Annotated in this window: 13 protein-coding genes; 4 read left to right on the top strand and 9 right to left on the bottom strand. The window is 47.3% G+C overall.

Annotation, left to right across the window (positions count from 1 at the left end; genetic code table 11):
- Nucleotides 1-42 precede the first annotated feature (42 nt).
- A complete protein-coding gene (locus MHB49_RS05410; protein ID WP_405155331.1) occupies nucleotides 43-777 on the top strand; it encodes a YoaK family protein in 735 nt (244 codons plus the stop codon).
- 174 nt (nucleotides 778-951) lie between these two features.
- On the opposite strand, the gene MHB49_RS05405 is transcribed toward MHB49_RS05410, so the two are convergent.
- The 5 genes from MHB49_RS05405 to MHB49_RS05385 form a co-directional block, all read right to left on the bottom strand.
- Nucleotides 952-2091 carry a toxic anion resistance protein gene (locus MHB49_RS05405; protein WP_405155330.1) on the bottom strand — a complete coding sequence of 380 codons (1140 nt, stop codon included), beginning with the start codon at nucleotides 2089-2091 and terminating at the stop codon, nucleotides 952-954.
- Nucleotides 2092-2175: 84 nt separating this feature from the next.
- Nucleotides 2176-3864, bottom strand: coding sequence for a VWA domain-containing protein (locus MHB49_RS05400; protein ID WP_405155329.1), 1689 nt, complete (start codon nucleotides 3862-3864; stop codon nucleotides 2176-2178).
- An 11-nt stretch (nucleotides 3865-3875) separates the two neighbouring features.
- The gene (locus MHB49_RS05395) at nucleotides 3876-4607 is read right to left on the bottom strand and encodes a hypothetical protein (protein ID WP_405155328.1); all 732 of its coding nucleotides are present in this window, start codon (nucleotides 4605-4607) and stop codon (nucleotides 3876-3878) included.
- A gap of 385 nt (nucleotides 4608-4992) precedes the next feature.
- Nucleotides 4993-5559, bottom strand: coding sequence for a Uma2 family endonuclease (locus tag MHB49_RS05390; protein ID WP_405155327.1), 567 nt, complete (start codon nucleotides 5557-5559; stop codon nucleotides 4993-4995).
- 82 nt (nucleotides 5560-5641) lie between these two features.
- The gene (locus MHB49_RS05385; RefSeq protein ID WP_405155326.1) at nucleotides 5642-7966 is read right to left on the bottom strand and encodes a beta-L-arabinofuranosidase domain-containing protein; all 2325 of its coding nucleotides are present in this window, start codon (nucleotides 7964-7966) and stop codon (nucleotides 5642-5644) included.
- A gap of 191 nt (nucleotides 7967-8157) precedes the next feature.
- Here MHB49_RS05385 and MHB49_RS05380 point away from each other — a divergent pair, with 191 nt between their 5' ends.
- Both MHB49_RS05380 and MHB49_RS05375 read left to right on the top strand, forming a co-directional pair.
- Nucleotides 8158-8925, top strand: a complete 768-nt coding sequence (locus MHB49_RS05380; protein ID WP_247900898.1) for an AraC family transcriptional regulator — start codon at nucleotides 8158-8160, stop codon at nucleotides 8923-8925.
- A gap of 169 nt (nucleotides 8926-9094) precedes the next feature.
- Entirely contained in the window at nucleotides 9095-9604 is a 510-nt protein-coding gene (locus MHB49_RS05375) for a GNAT family N-acetyltransferase (RefSeq protein ID WP_405155325.1), read from the top strand.
- Nucleotides 9605-9752: 148 nt separating this feature from the next.
- Here the strand turns inward: MHB49_RS05375 and MHB49_RS05370 are convergent, their stop codons facing one another.
- Nucleotides 9753-10796, bottom strand: a complete 1044-nt coding sequence (locus MHB49_RS05370) for a 2,3-butanediol dehydrogenase (protein ID WP_405155324.1) — start codon at nucleotides 10794-10796, stop codon at nucleotides 9753-9755.
- 143 nt (nucleotides 10797-10939) lie between these two features.
- Here MHB49_RS05370 and MHB49_RS05365 point away from each other — a divergent pair, with 143 nt between their 5' ends.
- Nucleotides 10940-11845, top strand: coding sequence for a LysR family transcriptional regulator (locus MHB49_RS05365; RefSeq protein WP_405155323.1), 906 nt, complete (start codon nucleotides 10940-10942; stop codon nucleotides 11843-11845).
- A 98-nt stretch (nucleotides 11846-11943) separates the two neighbouring features.
- Here the strand turns inward: MHB49_RS05365 and MHB49_RS05360 are convergent, their stop codons facing one another.
- From MHB49_RS05360 to MHB49_RS05350, 3 genes are all read right to left on the bottom strand, one after another.
- Nucleotides 11944-13698: a methyl-accepting chemotaxis protein gene (locus tag MHB49_RS05360; protein ID WP_405155322.1), complete on the bottom strand. Its 1755-nt coding sequence runs from the start codon at nucleotides 13696-13698 to the stop codon at nucleotides 11944-11946.
- 323 nt (nucleotides 13699-14021) lie between these two features.
- On the bottom strand, nucleotides 14022-16940 hold the full coding sequence (locus MHB49_RS05355; RefSeq protein ID WP_405155321.1) for an InlB B-repeat-containing protein: 2919 nt from the start codon (nucleotides 16938-16940) through the stop codon (nucleotides 14022-14024).
- A gap of 52 nt (nucleotides 16941-16992) precedes the next feature.
- Nucleotides 16993-19446 carry a X2-like carbohydrate binding domain-containing protein gene (locus MHB49_RS05350; RefSeq protein ID WP_405155320.1) on the bottom strand — a complete coding sequence of 818 codons (2454 nt, stop codon included), beginning with the start codon at nucleotides 19444-19446 and terminating at the stop codon, nucleotides 16993-16995.
- Nucleotides 19447-19516: the final 70 nt, after the last annotated feature.

Genomic DNA, 19516 nt, shown 5'->3' with positions numbered 1-19516 from the left:
TATTGGTCCTTCTGTCACCTATCACGGAACCATTTTGTTCTCATGGAAAAGGAGTTGGACATCATGGCTTCTGCTTCTGCTTCCGATTCGACCAGCGACCGTAAACGTGTGGGACAGACCATAGAACGTCTGGAGCCGGGTCTTTCTCGGCTACTGCTGTCATGTGTGCTTGTGCTGATCTCCGGTTTCATTGATGCGGTCGGCTATCTGCAGCTGGGGAAAATCTATCTTTCTTTTATGAGCGGTAACAGCACCAAACTTGGCATCGCGCTATTTGAAGGAGACGGTGCTGTATTAACGAATATAGGTCTGGTCATTTTGTTATTCATCGTAGGTGCCTTCCTCGGTACAATGATTACGGAATTATCGGGAAAATGGCGCCTGACGGCGATCTTGGGCATGGAGTCCCTTCTATTTGTCGGTGCCATTGTTCTGTTGCTGTTCCTCCATACACAGAGCGTGCTTTTCCCCATTGCCGTTGCCATGGGCATGCAAAACACCATGCACCAGATGGTTGCTCATGCGGACGTAGGCAAAGGCTTTGTGACAGGTACATTGTTCGGAATAGGACAGGCACTGGCCAAAGCCATTCGGGGTAAGGCTCCTGCATCTGAATGGGCAGTACTTGCCCTGTCCTGGGTTATATTTGTGATCGGTGCAGCTCTGGGAGCACTACTGTTAACCCAAGGGAGCCTGCTGCTTGCCCTAATCGCCTCACTGGCCCTGCTACTTCTGCTGATCCCCTACGTCCTCCATGTCCAACGGGATTTGACCTAATGAGCAGAAGGACAGCTTTGGTATGTGTGATCTGTAGATATCTCTATTTCTTCAAAATAAAATTAAAAAACGGTTGAAACAGAGTTTACCTGTGTTCAACCGTTTTTTTGAGATCATGCATGTAATTTCCTGTATTCTTGTTTACTCCCTTTACTCTTCTGACTACCTTTCAAACTACAGTCCCAGCTTCTGCCCTTTCTCCAACCGCTGAATCTGCTGCTCCCCGGTATCCGCCAGTTCGCGGAACTGATTAATGGTCTCTCGCATCCGCGGCAGTGCCTCCTGCTTATAAACACTGATGGAGTCAAGCGCAGAAAGTACATCCGTGAACGCCTGCTTCATCGTATCAACCGAAATGCTGGCCTCATAAGCCTGCTTCTGGATGGCAATGCCTTGATCCTTCAGCATTTTGGATGTACCTGCGATCAGGTCGTTGGTCGTCTGGTTAAGCAGTTCAATTTTCTGCAATACAATCTTCTGATTATAGAGCGCACTCGCAACGGTGACGGCAATTTTCAATGCCGAGATCGTTACATTTTTGGCCCGATCCACACCGCGGATCAATTCTTTGTTGTTACGGATGACGACTTCAATTGCCATGATGCCCTGCTGGTTCACCACCAGCATTTGCTGCAAATCCATGACCCGCTGACGCAGCGGGAACAGCACCTCTTCCGTGATAAAACGAACCTTCTCCGGGTCCTCATTTCGGACTTTGGCGGCTTCGATCTGTGCATCAATCGACTCATCCATCAGCATCCCAAGCTGAATTTCCTTTTGCAGTCGTTTGGTAAGTTCCCGCAAGTTCTGCTGTTCAATCTCCAGTGTGGTGTTGTCGTTCTTCAAGGTCACTCTGCCTTTATCCAGAGAGGTCACAATGTCGGCAATGACCGCGTCCGCCTTCTGGTATTTGAGAAAATAGGCCCGCAGCGGATTGAACAGTTTGCCGAGGAATCCGGTTTTGGCAAAGTCGACCACACTCGGGTCGAGATCCTTCAACTGCATATGCAGCTCGGTCAAGCCTTTGGCGACCTGACCGCCCTCGTCTCCCGTCTTGGACAGATGTCCAACGGAGACTTGAAGCAGCGCGTTTTTCTCGGAAGAGGATCTCATCGTGTTCATGCCAAAGCCGTCAATGGATTGCAGAATCTCCTTGCGTTTCTCCAACGATTCAAGATCGAGTGTCATGATCATCTCCACGTTGGCATTTGCGACTTGCTGCAGCTCTGCCACCTCGGCAGGTACAGGTTTTACTTCTTCCTCAATCACCTTCTGAATTTCTTTCTGGCTAGGTATCTCCATCGAAAACGACATCCAAGTTCCCCCTTAAATTACGTACTATATTATTAAAATAATGAACTTAACTTACACTAGGTCACTTTGAATGCAGTGCCCATGTTACATCTGCACATTGAACAGGTTACCGATTTTGTACACCACATCGTCGGTATCCGCGTTAATGCTCGCCGCTTCGTTAATGCTGGAGATGCTCTCCAAAGCTTTAATGTCCGCGTTGTAACCAATCGTGTAGATCGGTACTTTGTACGTCTCAACCAGATCACGGATATCTTTCAGGGTATGACCTTCATTGGTCTCGCCATCACTTAGGACAAAGATCAGCGGTTTCACATTCGGATTGGCAGCCATATAATCTTCAAGCATCTTCATCGCCACAACGATGCCATCGAAGGTTGCCGTACCGCCACCCGCCTGCAGGCTATCCACCGTACCAACAAACATGGACTGCTGATTCGTATCATACTTGGCAATCGGCAGATTCACGGTTACTCCACTAGAGTAGGAGACAAGGCCGATACTATTGTCTGTACCCAGGAACTTCTGGCCTTTGCGCAATGACTCCTTGAGTCGGTTCAACGGTTCGCCGTCCATACTTCCGGATACGTCGGTAACAAATACGGCTGCAATCGGTTTACTGCCGTTCTTCTTCTCTTTCCATACTTTCTGAGCGGACAACAAGGTTCCACCATCCACTGTGTTCAATTCGGACTTATAATCCTGCAAGCCGTTGAAGCCAAATTCCTCAGCCGACTGCTGATACTTCGCTTGGGTTACGAATTCCGCGTACTTCTTAATGATCTCCTGCTTGTTCTGCGGCAATTGCCCCAGTGCATACAGCGGGCTGTCATGTCTTACGCCAAAAGGTGTAAAGACGTATCCGCTTTTCAGATCTGCGGTGTTTACGTAAGTCTGGTATTCCAGTACAAATGCATCCAGTCGTCCTGACTTGGCTGCCTCACGCATCTGAATGGTTGTGGAGGCCGTAAAAGGCACATTGGCCTGGAACTTCTCAAAACCCTCAATGGCTTTCTCACCGAGCGGATTGGAGCTATCATATGTGTTTAGTGCCGTCACGAGAAAGTTCAGACCCGTGGAGCTGGCAAATGGATCCGTGTACCCCATCGCGAGCTCATTGTTCGCAATCGCTTCGGTCACGGTTTTTACATTAACTGAGCCGTACGTGTCGACCAGTGCATCATATTTGGCTTTGGAGATCACGATACCGGGAACGTTCCCCACCAGTCTTTTGGATACGAGATTTGTCTTTACACCGCTCGCAGCCACCATCTCGCCCCATAACTCATTCGAAGGGGTAAATGCATCAGGCACATATTTGCCAGACTTGATATAATCGGCTGCCGTACCGGATGCGATATTGCGCAATTTCACCGAAACCTGTTTGCCACCAACGGTAATGTTAGCCTTGTTGAACTCTTCGGTTACCTCGGTTAACCAGCCATCTGCTCCGGTTCCCGCCTTTTCGATGGAAGAAAAGATCTCTACATAATCATTCGTTGTATTCTCGACCGTGATCGGAAATTTGGAGATATCCGGCAGTGACTCAGCCACATCCACCGGATCGAGATCAATCTGTCCCTTCACGGGTTCAGCCGTTGCCGGAGCAATGTCCGCATACAGTTTGCCTAACTCTTTGCCTGCATTCTCCGTTGTTACCTGTGTACTGGATTTACCAACGTTCGACGTCAGCGTAATCCCTGCATATACCAGACCAAACACGAGCACCAGCATCACAATCGATATGAAAAAAAACTTTCCCTTCTTCGCCATAAGGCAACCCCTCACTGTCTGTATAATTTGGTGTGCTTGATTAATTGGTCAATTTCCTGCATACAAGGCATCTGTTCGATATCTCCGGCTTCAAAGCTGTCCAAACGGGAGATTTCCAGCATGAGCTGGTCAAGCTTCAAAAGAATTTCCTCATTGCTATGAAGCGAGTTTTTCACGTAGCTGAGATAGTCGTTATAAACTTTGGTCTTTTCCTGAAAAAGCTTCTGGGGAAGTGTAGCGGATTTGGACTTCATCAGGCTGGCATATTCCGCTTCATCGAACACATTGAGTCGGTTAAGCACACTTCGGATGTTGAGATATAACAACTTCTCCACTTCGAGGGTGACCGAAGCAAATTTCTTGTAGCTCAGTTCCTCCGGATCAAAACGCTGATTCAGCACGTTCAGGAGGGTTTCTTTCTTTTTCTTCATGCGGCTCAGTTGGGATAATCCCAGTGTGATATCTTCCTCAAGCACTTTAATACGTCGATAAAAGGATAACGCTTCCATATAATCTTCATGGGTTTCGATATTCTTCACAGACAGGACTACAGGCTGTCTGAACAACAAGGTGTAGCTTCCATAGAAGATCGCCATCACGCTGCCGAACAGAAATGTCACCGAGAGCGCTGTCGTAAATGCACCACCGCCAAACTCCAGTCCGATGAATCCTGGCGAGAATAATAGAACATCCATGACCACAACGCCAAAGATTAGCCCCAGCAGTTTTATGTACTTTATCATGTAAATCATCAGACCTCCTTTCGCGCTATGTGTTGGATTTTTATGTCGATATTTCCCATTGGAACTTTATTTCATTGTACATGATGTTGCTGCATTCGGGTGGATTAATATGGATATTCATAATATACGTGGCATGGGCTTATCCCATTTCATCTTTAGAGGGACAACGTGGATAAGATTTTGTAACCTCCGGGAAACGAGCCGGGTGTGTTGAACCGTCAGTGGCGGAAAAAGAAATGTTATCAGGTAATACGTGGAAATTTGCTGTGCGTGTCATTTTTTATATAGGGCTTATTGCATAAAAAGAAAAAACACCCCGACGCAAGCGCCGGAGTGATGATGAAGTTGCGTTCATGTTAAACCGATTAAAGCAAATCTATTAAATTTAACTTAGCTTGAATAAATTCCGAAGCGGAATTTCCAGTTCCGGATATAACACCGATTGAATCGTTTCTTGCTCCGTGTACAGATGACGGTTCTGGTAACTGCCTTCTTCCAATGTGTACACATGAACGGTCATATTGCCAGGGTCAACGATCCAGTATTCATTCACACCATATTTCTGATACAGATTAAACTTTTCGTTAAAATCCTTCAGCGCAGTTGAAGGAGACAGCACTTCTATGATTAGAGACGGCGCACCGTGACAGCCGTTTTTGGATATTTGGTCTTTGGAACAAACCACCGATAAATCAGGTTGGACAACATGGTCAGGTACGTCATACTGTTCATTTTCACTGAAATACACGTCAAAGGGAGCAACAAATACAAAACATTTCCGATTCTGAAAAAAAGTACGCAAGGAGAAGTGCAGCTCACCCACAATAAACTGGTGTACTGAGGTAGGAGCTGGAGACATATTGAACGCTTTGCCGTTAATTAACTCCCATGAACCCTCCCAAGTTAACCAATCCTGAAAACTATAGGTGCCTTTATTATCCGGTTTGGCCACACTTCCAACCTCCTCTTTTACCTAATCCTCATTTTGCTTTTATTATAACATTGTGTTTGCCCATTTTCATACAATACCGCTTTTACGAAAAAATAGATTCTGGTTTGCTGCGCGTTGTGCGTACCTCCACAACTTTCCCGGCGCATCCGTTGTCGTCCAACGCCTGGAATGCAACCCGAACGCTGTCTTTGCCTGACGTAACCGTCTCAGGGATATCATAGGTAACATAGAATACCTCACCGATCTTGTTCATATGAATCCGCTGTTCACCGACCACATGGCCATCAACAGCGATACTAAATATTCTCTCATGCCGTGTTCCTTCCCGTTCAAAAGGAGAATGATCCCCGCCCCAGTATGCCACGCATACATAGTTCGGTGCAGAACCATCCACCGCCAGCTGGTAGCTAAAGTATGCCCCGCTGACACCAAAAGCTTCCCGCCACATATGCAGCTTGTTGCGGCTGTCCGTATATGAACCGTTATGATGTTCTGCACGGCAGTTGCTGTCCAGATGATGCCCGATCTCATCCTGCTGACCGTCAGGCTGCACCCTGTCGATCGTGATATCGTTCAATTCCTTCTCCAGCGCATCCCCTTCATCGTTAAACGGCCAATAAACCGTATAGAACTCATGATGCACATCATAGAACGGAATCAGCTTCACCGGGTGGCCGTCCGAGGTGACATCCTTGCTGATCTCAAACGTCAACGTACTTGCGTCTACAACCTTGATCCAATCGCGCACATCCTCCTGCTCTGTCCAAATCACAGGTACAGGTGCGGTTTTGGGATTCAGTGCCGTTTCGTCCACGATGGTATCCTCGGGCAGCCCTTCGCTTCCCAAAGCGCCTGCCAGTACAATGGGGCCGTACAGGAATGCCACCTTGTGTGCATCATCCCGGGACGTGTATTGGTGGAGCGACATCGGCAGGGTGATGGTGATGACATCGCCAGCGCTCCATGTGCGCTCGATGTCGAGGTATCCGGCTTCCATCCGGGTATACGGATGGGCCGTATCCCCGTTAACTGTTGCCGTCATTGGCTCCTGCAGCCATGAAGGCACGCGTAATCTAAGATTGGCCGAGGCGCTGCCTCCGGTGATCGTAAGGGTTACTTTTTCCGAATAAGGAAAGTCGGTTTCAAGCTTCAATGATAGCCCTTGGGATTTCCAGTCCAGCTGGGAAGCGATATACAGGTTGACGTACAGATTTTGTTCATCCTCAAAATAGATTGCCTCGGCGTATTTACCCGGGTTCTCCATGCCAGATCCTGTGCAGCACCACCAGGCGGTATCGTGCGTACCGTAGATTTTGTAGTGACCTTGCAGTGTTGACGCAAAGTACGTTTTGTTGCCTGTGTCCGGGTCCTGTGTGCCCAGGATATGATTGTAGATAGCGTTTTCATAATAATCCATATAGGCACTATCGTGGTTCCAGGTATAGAGCTGTTTCGTCAAATGCAACATGTTGTGGGTACAGCAGCTCTCTCCGGTTTTGATGCCCAGACTCTCCATACCTTTGGCTTCATAATGCTCGGAAATACTCGTCGCACCAAACACGTAAGAACGATGATGAACCGTGGTGTCCCAGAAAAACTCCGCCGCTGTCCGATAACTCTCATGGGTATGGTCCTGATTGTAAATTTCGGCTGCACCGATGACTTTCGGAATCTGCGTATTGGCATGTTTGCCCTGAAGATCGTCCTGCTTGTGTTCGAGCGGTCTAAGGATCAATTGATGGGTGAACTTGTTAGCTATCTCAAGATATAAGGCTTTGCCCGTAATCCCATACAAATGCGCAAATACTTCATTCATGCCCCCGTGCTCACTTTGAAGCATCGTCTGTACCTGTTCTTCTGTCATTGGCAACAAGCCTTCTACCGCCCAGTCTGCAAAACGTGTTACCACCTCAAGTGCCTGCTGATTCCCCGTTAATTTATAAGCATCAATCAGACCGCGGTAGATTTTGTGTACGCTGTACCAAGGCACCCAGTACTCGCCGATGTTGAAGCCACCAATATTTTCTGCTCGAAAAGCCATTTGGAAAGCTTCTTTGGACAAGCCGCCGATATACCCGCTGCCTGTTGTCTGTTGAATGGATGCAAGCTCGCTGACGGCATAATCCAATGTTTGCTTTAACGTTTCATTACCTGTCGCCTGATAGGTCACAGCCAGTGCAGACAGATAGTGTCCCAGGGAATGCCCGCTAATCGAGCGTGCCTCCCACCCTGCGTATCGTTCCTTTTTCGCAGCTAACCCATGAGCCTCAAAACACGGTGCTAAGAAACGGTCAATGTCCAGTGATAACAAATACTTTTCTCCTACCTCTTGTGACGTTTGAAAAACGCCGTTTAACAGATTGACATGCTCAGGTCCCAAAAACCCTTTTTTCGTTTCAATCATCATGCTCGTCCTCCTCGGTAGGTAGTGAATATTTAGAATTACTTATATGGATGTACAAAGGGTAAAATCCGTGTTGTGATTCATGCCTTCCTTCCGATTTTTAGTCATAACAGGCCTTGAATATCCTCATATTATCAAATAAAATACAACTACATCAGACTCATAATCCAAGAAAAGGTGGAGAAATCCGTCCTATGCAAAAACCATTGGAACATTACCTGTGCGGCAAGTTCATAACCGAAGGCAATTGGAGCCACATGAAGCGCAGCATGCCTGTTCACGAGGTCATTTTGATGCTGGAAGGCGAGATGTACATTGCGGAGGAGGAAGAACAGTTCGTTGTTCGTGCAAATGATCTGCTGTTCCTGCGGGCTGGACGCACCCATTACGGCTATCAGGTCAGCGATGCTCCCGTCAGCTTTTATTGGGTACATTATGATTCGAATCAGGAAGAGTTCGACCAGTATCCCACTCATGCAACCATTCAGGTTCCGTCTACGGCTAATCAGCTGTTCAAGCAGCTGCTGCATAGTTCATCATTTTCATCGGAAGAAGCAGATGCGGCATTGCTGCTGCTGCTCAAAGAACTGGAACGCAACACACAGGCGGGTTATCGACCGCACAATGCGATTGTTGACCATATCTGCAAGTGGGTGGATATTCATCTGCATACCGACATTACGGTAGGTAAGATTGCTGAGACTTTTAATTTCAACAAGGACTATATCTCCAAAATGGTAAAACGCGAGAAAGGCATTGGCCTCAAAACCTATATTCTCACAGAACGGATTCGCCGGGCCAAACAGATGCTGCTTAATACAAACGCCAGTGTAAAAGAAATTGCGGGACAATGCGGGTTTTCGGATTACAAACTTTTCCTGCGCATGTTCAAGCAATACGAAGGCAATACACCAACCGAATATCGCAATAATCTGTATTCCACACAGCTTAACCGCTTATAATGAACTTTGTCCCAGGCAAACATATTGAATGTGCTTATACGGGTGAACCAACTCATAGAATTTCATGAGTCATATATAGAAAATTTGAATGAATTTCGTACCATCAGGTGTGATACAATTCAGTTCAACTATATCCCTTATTAAACCAAGATCAGAAGGAGAACTTGAGATGACAACGGCAGTAACGATCCATCCCGCTACAGAAGCAGACTATGAAGAAATTGTAGATATTCTCATTAAAAGTTACTCCGAGTACCGGGACACGTTCCAACCACAGGAACGATGGGAACATTATTTGAAGGATATTCGAGAATCGCCGACTAATCCTCACATCAAGCAATTATGGATTGCCAAAATAGATAATCAGATTGTTGGAACAGTCCAATTGTTTGAAACTGCGCATAAGGCCTATCCAACCTTCGAGCTGCCTATTGATTATCCGTTTATTCGGCTGTTGGGGGTTGATCCCAAGTGGAGAGGTCACGGTATTGCCAGAAAACTGCTTCAACAATGTGTTGAATCTGCCAAAGAGATGGGCAAAAATACGGTGTATTTATATACGGGCGGCCAGATGGTTAACGCGATCCGACTATACGAACGTTTCGGTTTTGTGGAAGACCCGGAATTCAGTTCCGAGAGTGGTGGAGGCAAAGCAATCTGCTATCGTTATGATTCATAACGCTTGTACATAGTGATGAGCACGAATAGCACAAAAAAAGGGATACCCATCCGTCATGTTCATGACAGAGGGCATCCCTTTTAGTTCTATTCCAAGCTAAAGCATCGGAATGGAGCAGCGCATGTTACTCACTGCATTTTCCACACGATTAACCGCCAATTTCCACCAGAATTTTCGCATGGCTCTTGTCGGTCATCAGCAGTTCAAACCCTTCCTGAACGATGTCGTTCAGCTTAATTTTTCTGGTGATCACCTGTTTCACATCCAGTGCTCCCTCAGCAATCAACGAGATGACTTCAGGGAAGATGTGACGGTAAGCCAGTGTTGCTGTAAGGTTCGCTTCCTTCACCAGCAGGTCGAAGAAATTCACCTGAAGCGGATTCGGAATGGCTGCGATAACAACCACTTCTCCGCCTTTTTTGATTACGGCTACGGCGCTATCCATCGTTGGCTGCACACCAGCCGCTTCATATGCTACATCGATTCCGCCAGACTGCTGCAAAATCACCTCAGTGGCATTCACTTTGGCACTATTCACCGGAATGGCACCCAGCTTGGCCGCCAAATTCAGGCGTTCTTCAAATACATCGACAGCATAGATCGCGGAAGCTCCAGCAGCTTTGGCTGACAGGATCGTCAGCAGTCCAATTGGACCTGCACCATACACAGCAACCTTCTGACCCACTTTTAATTTGCTGTGGCGAACCGCATGGAAAGCTACCGCTGTAGGTTCAACCAGTGCGCCCTCTTCAAAGGATACGTTATCCGGCAATTTGTGCACCATATACGCTTCAACCACAACATATTCAGCAAAGCCACCATCACCGTTCAATCCTACAAATCCAAATTGGGTACATTGGTTGTAACGTCCCTGGATACAGTATTCACACTGTCCGCAATGATACAACGGTTCAACAACAACACGATCCCCCACACTGATACCGCTTACATCACTTCCCAATTCACTAACGGTTCCTGCAAACTCATGACCGAGTGTCAGCGGCGCTTGCTGTCCTGAAAGCGGGTGATTCTGCCCTTCCTGAATGCCTACGCCGTGATGGTATGCATGCAAGTCACTGCCACAGATTCCTGCGTACTCGACTTTAATTTTCACTTGGCCTGATTGAGCTACCGGTATTTCCCGTTCTTCGACCCGGACATCTTTTTTGGCGTACCAGACTGCTGCTTTCATGAGATACATCCCCTTTAGTTTATGTTATCCATATCTGAAATTTAACTTCTGTCTATTAATTATATCGCTGTTCATGCATTATTCATATTTATAGATACTAATGTTAATATTAATTGTACTAATGTTAAAAAGGAGATGAACCCATGAATCTGGAACAGCTTGAATATGTCGTTGAAATTGCCAAAACCCAATCATTCTCTGCCGCCTCGGAGCATCTGCATGTTACTCAGTCGGCTATTAGCCAATCGATACATCGCCTGGAAAATGAGCTGGGCATGATTCTGTTCGAACGCTCACGGCATGGGACATTTCCCACCCACGAGGGCAAACAGTTCATTGCCAGGGCACTCGATATTTTGCAGCGAATTGATGAATTAAAGTCCTTGAACGCCGAGACATCCGCCTTGACCGGAGAACTGCATGTGGCCACCTTTCCAAGTGTGATGCCTTACCTTGTTCAGACTGCAGCAGATATGAAACGCGAGCACCCCCAATTGAATATTGCCATTGAAGAGAAAGGTTCCATGGAAATCATTGAGGATATCCGCAACAACAAAACCCATCTGGGCTTCATCGCCATTTACACCAAACAATTGCGGGAATTCGATGGACTGCATTTCAGTCCCATGTATTCAGGCAAACTGGTTGTATGCACGCATCACCAATCCGAACTCGCCAAGCTTAACCGGGTCACTCCCGAACAATTAAAAGAACATAAACTTGCTCTGTACCGTGATGGGTTTATTGAAGATTTCCTTCAGGAATTCACGTATGATTACGGCCCTCTGTCCATCCTATTCAAAACAAATAACTCGGAAGCGATCAGCACCGTCCTGAGAAACAATATCGCTGCCACCATTGGTCATGACTTCTCCTTCCACCAACATCCGCTATGGAAAGAAGGCATTGCCAAGATGGTAGATATCGCCTCGATCGATCAACCCAAAATGCAAATCGGCTTCGTACAAACCGAATCCAAAGAGGTTTCTGCAGCCGCAGAACGCTTCGCCCAACGCTTCAGACAGGCGATTGAGCTGGATCAATTATAATTTCCGCTAGTTGAGCCAAGCATTGAACTAAAATGTAAAAAACACTCCGTCGCTCGCAACGGAGTGTTCCATATCGGAAGGGGTTCAGCTTGTTTCCCTTATACCTTTACTTTTCTTACGGCTTCGCTTATCTCAATCGTTTGCTGCCTCAGCAGGGTAGACGTTTGTGCGATCTTCTGGAACATACTCGACTGTTCCCCTGTCAAACGATAAATGTCTTCTGAATGATCTGAAACACCCGATGAAATTTCCGATATCGTATTGACCGACGCTGCTGCTTCCTCGGAACCTGCCGATATCTCCTCCGCTGAAGCGGAAACCTCCTGAATCCGATGAGTCACCACACGAAATGCTTCAACCATATGTACAAAGGCTAGCTCCGCTTCGGCTGTGCTCGTCACTCCTTGGCCAATCTCTTGCGAGGTTAGATCCATTTGTGTTCCAATGTGCTGCGCCTCCTGTTGTATTCCGAGTAACAAATCCGATATCGTCTGCACGGATGTGCTTGAGGCCTCCGCCAACTTCCGTACTTCATCGGCTACAACGGCAAATCCCTTTCCATGCTCTCCTGCATGAGCGGCTTCAATTGAAGCGTTTAGTGCCAGAAGCTTGGTCTGACTCGCAAAATCCTGCACCGTATGAAGCGCACCACTGATTTGCTGCGAGAAGTTATTAAGCACTTGGACCATGGCTGCAACTTCAGCCGATACAGCCGAAATGCTCTCCATCTGTTTTTTCATTTGCGTCATGCTCTGCTTACCCGCTTGTGCCGTAGCAAGCGCACTCGTTGCAGCGTCGGACAAGGTTGTAGATGACTCTGAAATGTTAGTGATTGCTCTTGCGATTTCTTCCATTGCATTCGCGCTGTCGCTGGCACCTTGCTTCTGGGTGTTTGCCCCTTGTCTGATCTGCTGTACGGACTGATCAACACTCTTATTCATCTCAAGCATGTCTTCTGCATCACGATTGAATTGTGCCGTTGATTTCGCGAGGATATCGGTCGTAACCGAGACACCCGCGACCATATCGCCGATCATTTTATTTAAGTCCCCGGACATATGGATCATTGCCTTGAATGTGCTGCCAATCTCATCCTCACTCTGCAACCGATACGCTGTCAGGATCCGGTTCGCCTCCGCCAGCTCACCTTGTGCCATTTGTTCGACACTTGCCTTCAACGGTTTTAGCGGTCGCAGTCCTCTTACAATGAACCACAACACAATGGCGATGCCTGCAAGCGTAATCAATAGCAACAAGGCATAAAACGGAATGCTGGATTTCATAATATCTGACTCAATACTTCCAATGACCGACACAGCCGTATCAATTCCAATTACACCTGTCAAAGCTCCGTTGCTGTCCAAAATCGGAGCATAAGAGGAAATGTATTCGCCATACTCCTCATTATGAATGATAGGAGAACTGGCTGTTTTCCCTTGAAGAAGCTTCTGGACTGCATCGCCTGGGATATCCGTCACTTCATTGATCGGTGATGCTTTGTCCGCATCCTTCATGCCGTCCACCATAATGAGAGGCGTGCCTGTATCGTCTATTTTCACAAAATACACATACATTGCACCGATACTTACGCGAAAGTCATCCAATTCATCACGAATCTTCAAGAACACGTCATTTTCCTTGGGGTCTTTGGCAAATTCCACGTACGGCCCTGTATCCAGCTGTTTCACATAACTTTCGGCAATTTGAATATTATAACTCGATATGGCCTCCTGCGCAGCCAACTTCATATTCCCCAGTTGAAGCAGCATGCTTCCCGCAGATATAATTATCATCACCAATGTAACAATGGCAATAATGCGAGCAACCAAACGTTTCTTGAAAAAACCAACCATTCAATCCTCTTCCTCTCACATCTGTATGTAAGCCTTTTCGACTATCCCGTACCCAAAAATAACATGCTTGAAGCACTATGTAATGTGAAAATAGTATATGATGTTGTCGAATTAGGCAAGAAAATATTGGGTCTCTCACGGGAAGATGATTTCCAAATAACAGCCTTCTCCGAGTCTCATGTTTCATCTTCAAGTACTACGAGATTGTCCCTTTCCTAATCAGAATGCCATTCATTGATAAACAGACAAAACCAGCTCTCCCTTCCACCCTAAACGGGAAAAGAGGCTGGTTTTGAACTGTCTTACTTTTTTTTCAATTAACTTTAGTTAGAGTCGCCACTATTGATCAACTTGGCCTTGATCAAAAGTCTCTGAACAATCGCCGCAGTTTCGGCCCGAGTAAGCTTGCCTGTCGGCATCAACCCTTCCGCTGTCCCCTCCACAAGTCCGTTATTCACAGCTGTGGCTACTGCCAACTTGGCCCAAGAGGAAATAGCCGTCTGATCTGCAAACGGAGACAGCACAGACTCCACATCTGCCCCTTCCGTTTCAATCGCTGTGAGTTTCATCGCCCGGGACATGATCACCAATGCTTCCTGACGACTAATTGTCTGAGCAGGCGCAAATGTCTGGTTCCGGTAGCCTTCGATCAAACCGTACTCCACAGCCTTCGCAACAGCTCCTGCATACCATTCGCTGGACTTCACATCTGTGAATGTGGTTTGGCTTCCATTGTCGGCCAATCCCAGCGCGCGCACCATAATTGCTGCGAATTCCGCCCGTGTAATGACCGCATCCGGATTGTAATGATTCTCATCTATCCCCTTGATGATCATTCGTGAGGCCATATCGTTTACAGCCTGTTTTGACCAGTGACCTTCTACATCCGTGAATGTTTTTGGATGCCAGATCAGCGAGTAGTCGCTATTGGTAAGGCTGTTCACGACCGCATAATATTTCCCTTCTCTAGCCGTGATGAACGTAGGCACATGACGAACACTGCCGTCTGGATTGAGCACCGTAGCCGTTGTCACCCTGCTTGGGTCGAGACCTGCGGGAAGTGGAATTTCTCGTTCCACATAACTGCTGAATTGCTCTACGTTTACCGTTTTGCCATTGTAGGAAGCCGTTACATTAAAAGTGACTGGTGGTGCTACAACAGCATAGTTTCCTTGAATAGCTGCCTTCTCTGCAATATGGACCGTAGCCTCATCACTCTTGGCAATCTCTACATGAACAACAATGTCGGTTAGTTTGACCTGCATCCCAAGTGTTGAGGAAATCTTGTCGATGGCTATTTGCCCTGCAGGAAGTTTGTAAATCCCGTTTGGCGTTTGAACTTCCAAAACAGCTTGCTTGGTCTCCATATTCTTGACAACATCGCCAGTCAATACCACCGATACCTTTTCCACATTGGTAGTGACGGGAATGACTACGGCGGACTTGATTGCTGCCTTCTTCAGCTGATCAACCAGTCTATCTTGGTCGACAGTGACCGTGAGTACAGTCTTACCGTTCTCTTTGGTGAGAGAGCCTGTCGCAATCTGATCTTTCAAGACACCATCGACGATGACCTGCAGACCAGCAGATTTCTCAGGTGTCGTCGTGCTAGAGTTGGCTGAAGGCGCGCCAGAGTTATTTGAGTTATTTGAGTTATTTGAGTTATTTGAGTTATTTGAATTGTTCGAATTGTTCGAAGTATTGCTCGTCCACTTGGCATATAACGTCACATCAGATATTACTTTGTCCGTTGCGAAGTTCCAGGCATTTATTAACGCCACTTCCTTATACCAGCCCGCAAACGTAAAGCCGACCTTTGTTGGCGTTGTCGGAGCGCTTATCGTGGTGCCGCTGTTCACCTGGGTAAGCCCAGGAACCGTGCTACCTCCCTGCGAATCATACGTCACTGTGTATTGCACCGGTCCATCATTAACCGTAACCTTACCAGGCATCAGTGTTTTTTCCATTCCGATCGCGAACGAATCAGCTATGGAGAAATGGCTCAATTCTTCCGTTTCTACTGTTAATTTCTTGCTCCCTGTTGTTGCTCCACTTTTGATATTGAAGCTGATGGTGAACAGTTGGTCTCCTGATGCAATCGGTGTGTCTCCTGCATCGCTGTCTGCCCACATCGCTGTCAGCCAACCTGCTGCGTTATCGAAGTTGGAGTCAAAGTTATTGCCCGTTTGTCCTTCAATCTTAGTTACTTCCAACGCTTCTGTATCAAAATCAATTTGTAATCCATAGGCTCCGATTCCATATGTTGAGTTGGCTACGGAGACAGGTACCTTCACCGTAGTTCCCGGCGTTCCGCTCACTGAGCCAATCTGAATCTCTGCTGCATGACGCGTCCATGCTGCGTATAGTGTCACATCGGACGTTACGATATCCGTTGCGAAATTCCAGGCATTTGTGCCTGCCTCTTCCTTGAACCAGCCCGCGAAGGTATAACCTGCTTTTGTCGGGGCTGGCGGCTCAGTGATCGCTGTGCCGCTACTCACATTAGCAGTGCTGTCAAGAACGCTGCCTCCCTTTGAATCAAACGTAACGGTATATTGCGCTAACTGAACAGGCGTCCATGCTGCGTATAGCGTCACATCGGCCGTTACGATATCCGTTGCGAAATTCCAGATATTCATGCCTGCTTCTTCCTTGAACCATCCTGCGAAGGTATAACCAGCCTTCGTCGGCGCTGGCGGTTCACTGATCGGCGCTCCACTGCTCACATCTGTAAGGCTGCCAACGGCGCTACCTCCCTGTGCATCAAACGCCACAGTATGCTTTACAGCATTAACCTGAATTTTTCCCGTTTCAACCGTTGTCGACGAAAGTTCCCCTCCTTCATAGAGATTGTGCGTAGGTACACTCAGCGTCAGTTCCCCAGGCTGTGCAGTATCCTTGATCTTGAAATGAAGAGTGAATACCTTCGTTTCATCGAATATCGAGTAGTTCACCAGATCAGCTTGTACATTGATAGTCCCATTATTGGAAAAATCCGAATTGAAGCTATCTCCATTTGAACTCACACCTAGATTGTTCGTAACTTCATTTCCAGTCACAAGTTCCAACGAAGAAGTGTCAAAGCCAATTGAAATATCGTATTCATTGATCATAAGAAATGGTGTCAGGTATACCTCCACGTCAACGGTATCCCCAGGGTAGCCTTCACCACCACTCACCGTCATCGAGTTAGAAGCCACAGACGCTGGTGCATCAGCGCTGACAAACGTACCAAAAGGCAAGATCATACTAACTGTCAGTAAAATCGATATTAATCTCTTCCAAAGCATAAAATCAGCCCTTTCCTGCGGCAATGGCGAGAATCGCTTTTATATCCGCTTCGTCCCATTGTCCGTCACCATTCATATCGAGCCCTTGCAACTGCTCCGGCGTCAGCGTAATCTTGCCCTTAATATGCATTGTTAACAACAGCGCATCAGCAGGCGTAACTACACCATCGCCATCCGCGTCCCCCATGACAAACGACGTGTAATGCGCCGTGTAGGTCACATCCGCAGTTATCGTAGTAGCCGCTACCTGCTGACTGCTGAACTTCGTCACTCCACCGTCGCTGCTCCATCCTGCAAATCGGTAGCCGCTTGCAGGCGTCACTGTCGGAACTGCCACCGGATGCGCACCAATTGTCACCTGTTCACTTGTTCCGCTGATCGTGCCATGAACTCCTGATTCGTAGCTGACAGTAGCAACTTGCGGTGTTGTATCACGAATTGCAATGTCCAGCGTCTGGGATGCTCCTGCGCTGAACGTGAAATTCAGACTTGTCGTCCCTACTGCTTGTGTCGCCAGATACGCCTTTTTGATGGTCACTGTATTCCCGCTAACGGTGTAGTCCTCGCCTGCCGTCAACAAGGATGCCTGATTATCAATACCGGTTAGCGTGTTTCCGTTCGGCGTCAACGTAACATTTACATCGACATAACTCGCTGATGTAGTATTTTTGTCGAAGTTTGCCTCCAGCGGATCGATCGTGCTGTTTGGTGTCACTATTTTCTTTAAAATAATGCCATTTTGCCCAACCACCACAAAGGTATTGTTACCGTAGCCTACGTTGTTAAGATCTTCCTGCCTGTCGCTCGCTTGAGTTGTCCAATTCGTACCATTCGTTGATGTTAAGAGTAACCCACTTTTTCCTACAGCTATAAAAGTTCCATTGCCGTAACCTACGCCATTAAGCGTGTCCGCTATCCCGCTTGCTTGCTCGACCCAATCCGTTCCGTTGACAGAAGTCAGGATTGTCCCGGATTCACCAACTGCCACAAACTTTCCGCTTCCATAGCTTACTTTTTTCAGATTAACCTGTGAACCGCTCGTTTGGAGCGTCCAGTTCTCCCCGTCGGGCGAAGTTATGATCGTTCCCCCGACCCCCACCGTTACAAACTGATCATGTGCGTATATGGTATCATTTAGCGTATTGGATGTAGGACTAGTCATAGAGGCCCAGATTACTCCGTCAGCGGAAGTAAGAACCTTACCGGCATTACCTGTAGCTACAAACTTCCCAGCCCCATAACTCAAGCCATATACAGCATCTGTCCAGGTTGACGACCGGTTGGCCCAGATTGTTCCGTCCGTCGAAGTAAGGAGTGCCCCGTTAAACCCCACCCCTACATAAGTGCCATTACCATACTCAATATTTGTTAAACCAACAGAGGAGTCGATCAATTTTCTGTCCCAGATTGTACCGTCTGAAGAGGTAAACAGCTCTCCGTAAGGACCGACTGCTACAAATTGGTTATTAATGAAACTGATTTCTCTGATGGCTTGCCTGGAGCCTTGAAGCCGATTCGTCCATATTATCCCATCAGCCGAGCTTAAGAGCGCCCCCCAAATGCCCACTGCAACAAATTTGTTGCTGCCATAGACAACACCGTTAAGGTTATTGCCCGTGCCGCTAGTCTGCACTTGCCAGCTACTGGCTGAATCGGAAGAAGTGTACACCTTACCACCATGTCCTACCGCCACGAACTTTCCGTTGCCATAGCTGACATCAGAAAAGCCCTCTGAAGCGGACCCACCTTTATTTTTGCCTGTTGCCCAGGTCCATGATGAATCCGAGATCGATTGCGAATATACGATAGCTCCCTGGTTATCCACTGCCACGAAGCGGTTGTTTCCATAAGTCACGCCGATATATGAATCTCCATTGGTGCTGTTGTAGGCCTTCCAGGACACTCCGTCTTTCGAGACAATCCTCGTACCAGAGAAACCAACAGCAACAAACCAGTTTCCACCATAGGTTACGTCCCAGAGATAGCCTGTTGCGCTGCTGGTTTGGGCAACCCAGGTGGAACCATCAGTCGACAGCAGTATGATTCCCGCTTCTCCTACTGCCACAAATTTGCCGGCACCAAAAGTAACACTCAACATGGTGGTATTCCCAACCTTTTGACTTTGCCAGGTCACTCCATCGGTTGAGGTGAGAACCGTCCCACTGCTTCCCACTGCCACAAATTTTCCATTGCCATATACAACGCTATATAAAGTGAATAACGTATTGCTCTTGGAACTCGCCCAGCTTACACCGTCCGTAGAAGTAACAATCGTTCCATACTCGCCCACTGCCACGAACATGTTATTTCCATAGGCCACCGTGTTCATCGTCTGAGACGTTGGCAGAGGACTGCGAAGTTCCCATGCGGACGACTCGGCTATTGCATACTGCGGAACCATCGTTCCTACTACTAGTAACGCTAATATTACCGAGATCCATTTTCTGAATGTCATCATTTTTTCTTTCACTCCCCCTCATTTTGCTTCCATCCCAACTCCGTTGACTGCTGTCCGATATTCTATCAAT

This window comes from Paenibacillus sp. FSL K6-0108 (assembly GCF_045040695.1).
GTDB classification, from domain to species: Bacteria; Bacillota; Bacilli; order Paenibacillales; family Paenibacillaceae; genus Paenibacillus; species Paenibacillus pabuli_B.
This window is presented reverse-complemented; position numbering and strand designations above follow the sequence as displayed.

What these genes read in the sequence shown, in the direction of transcription:
- MHB49_RS05410 (WP_405155331.1), top strand. Translation starts at nt 43, where the DNA reads ATGGAAAAGGAGTTGGACATCATGGCTTCTGCTTCTGCTTCCGATTCG.
- MHB49_RS05405 (WP_405155330.1), bottom strand. Translation starts at nt 2,091, where the DNA reads ATGTCGTTTTCGATGGAGATACCTAGCCAGAAAGAAATTCAGAAGGTG.
- MHB49_RS05400 (WP_405155329.1), bottom strand. Translation starts at nt 3,864, where the DNA reads ATGGCGAAGAAGGGAAAGTTTTTTTTCATATCGATTGTGATGCTGGTG.
- MHB49_RS05395 (WP_405155328.1), bottom strand. Translation starts at nt 4,607, where the DNA reads ATGATAAAGTACATAAAACTGCTGGGGCTAATCTTTGGCGTTGTGGTC.
- MHB49_RS05385 (WP_405155326.1), bottom strand. Translation starts at nt 7,966, where the DNA reads ATGATGATTGAAACGAAAAAAGGGTTTTTGGGACCTGAGCATGTCAAT.
- MHB49_RS05380 (WP_247900898.1), top strand. Translation starts at nt 8,158, where the DNA reads ATGCAAAAACCATTGGAACATTACCTGTGCGGCAAGTTCATAACCGAA.
- MHB49_RS05375 (WP_405155325.1), top strand. Translation starts at nt 9,095, where the DNA reads ATGACAACGGCAGTAACGATCCATCCCGCTACAGAAGCAGACTATGAA.
- MHB49_RS05370 (WP_405155324.1), bottom strand. Translation starts at nt 10,796, where the DNA reads ATGAAAGCAGCAGTCTGGTACGCCAAAAAAGATGTCCGGGTCGAAGAA.
- MHB49_RS05365 (WP_405155323.1), top strand. Translation starts at nt 10,940, where the DNA reads ATGAATCTGGAACAGCTTGAATATGTCGTTGAAATTGCCAAAACCCAA.
- MHB49_RS05360 (WP_405155322.1), bottom strand. Translation starts at nt 13,698, where the DNA reads ATGGTTGGTTTTTTCAAGAAACGTTTGGTTGCTCGCATTATTGCCATT.
- MHB49_RS05350 (WP_405155320.1), bottom strand. Translation starts at nt 19,446, where the DNA reads ATGATGACATTCAGAAAATGGATCTCGGTAATATTAGCGTTACTAGTA.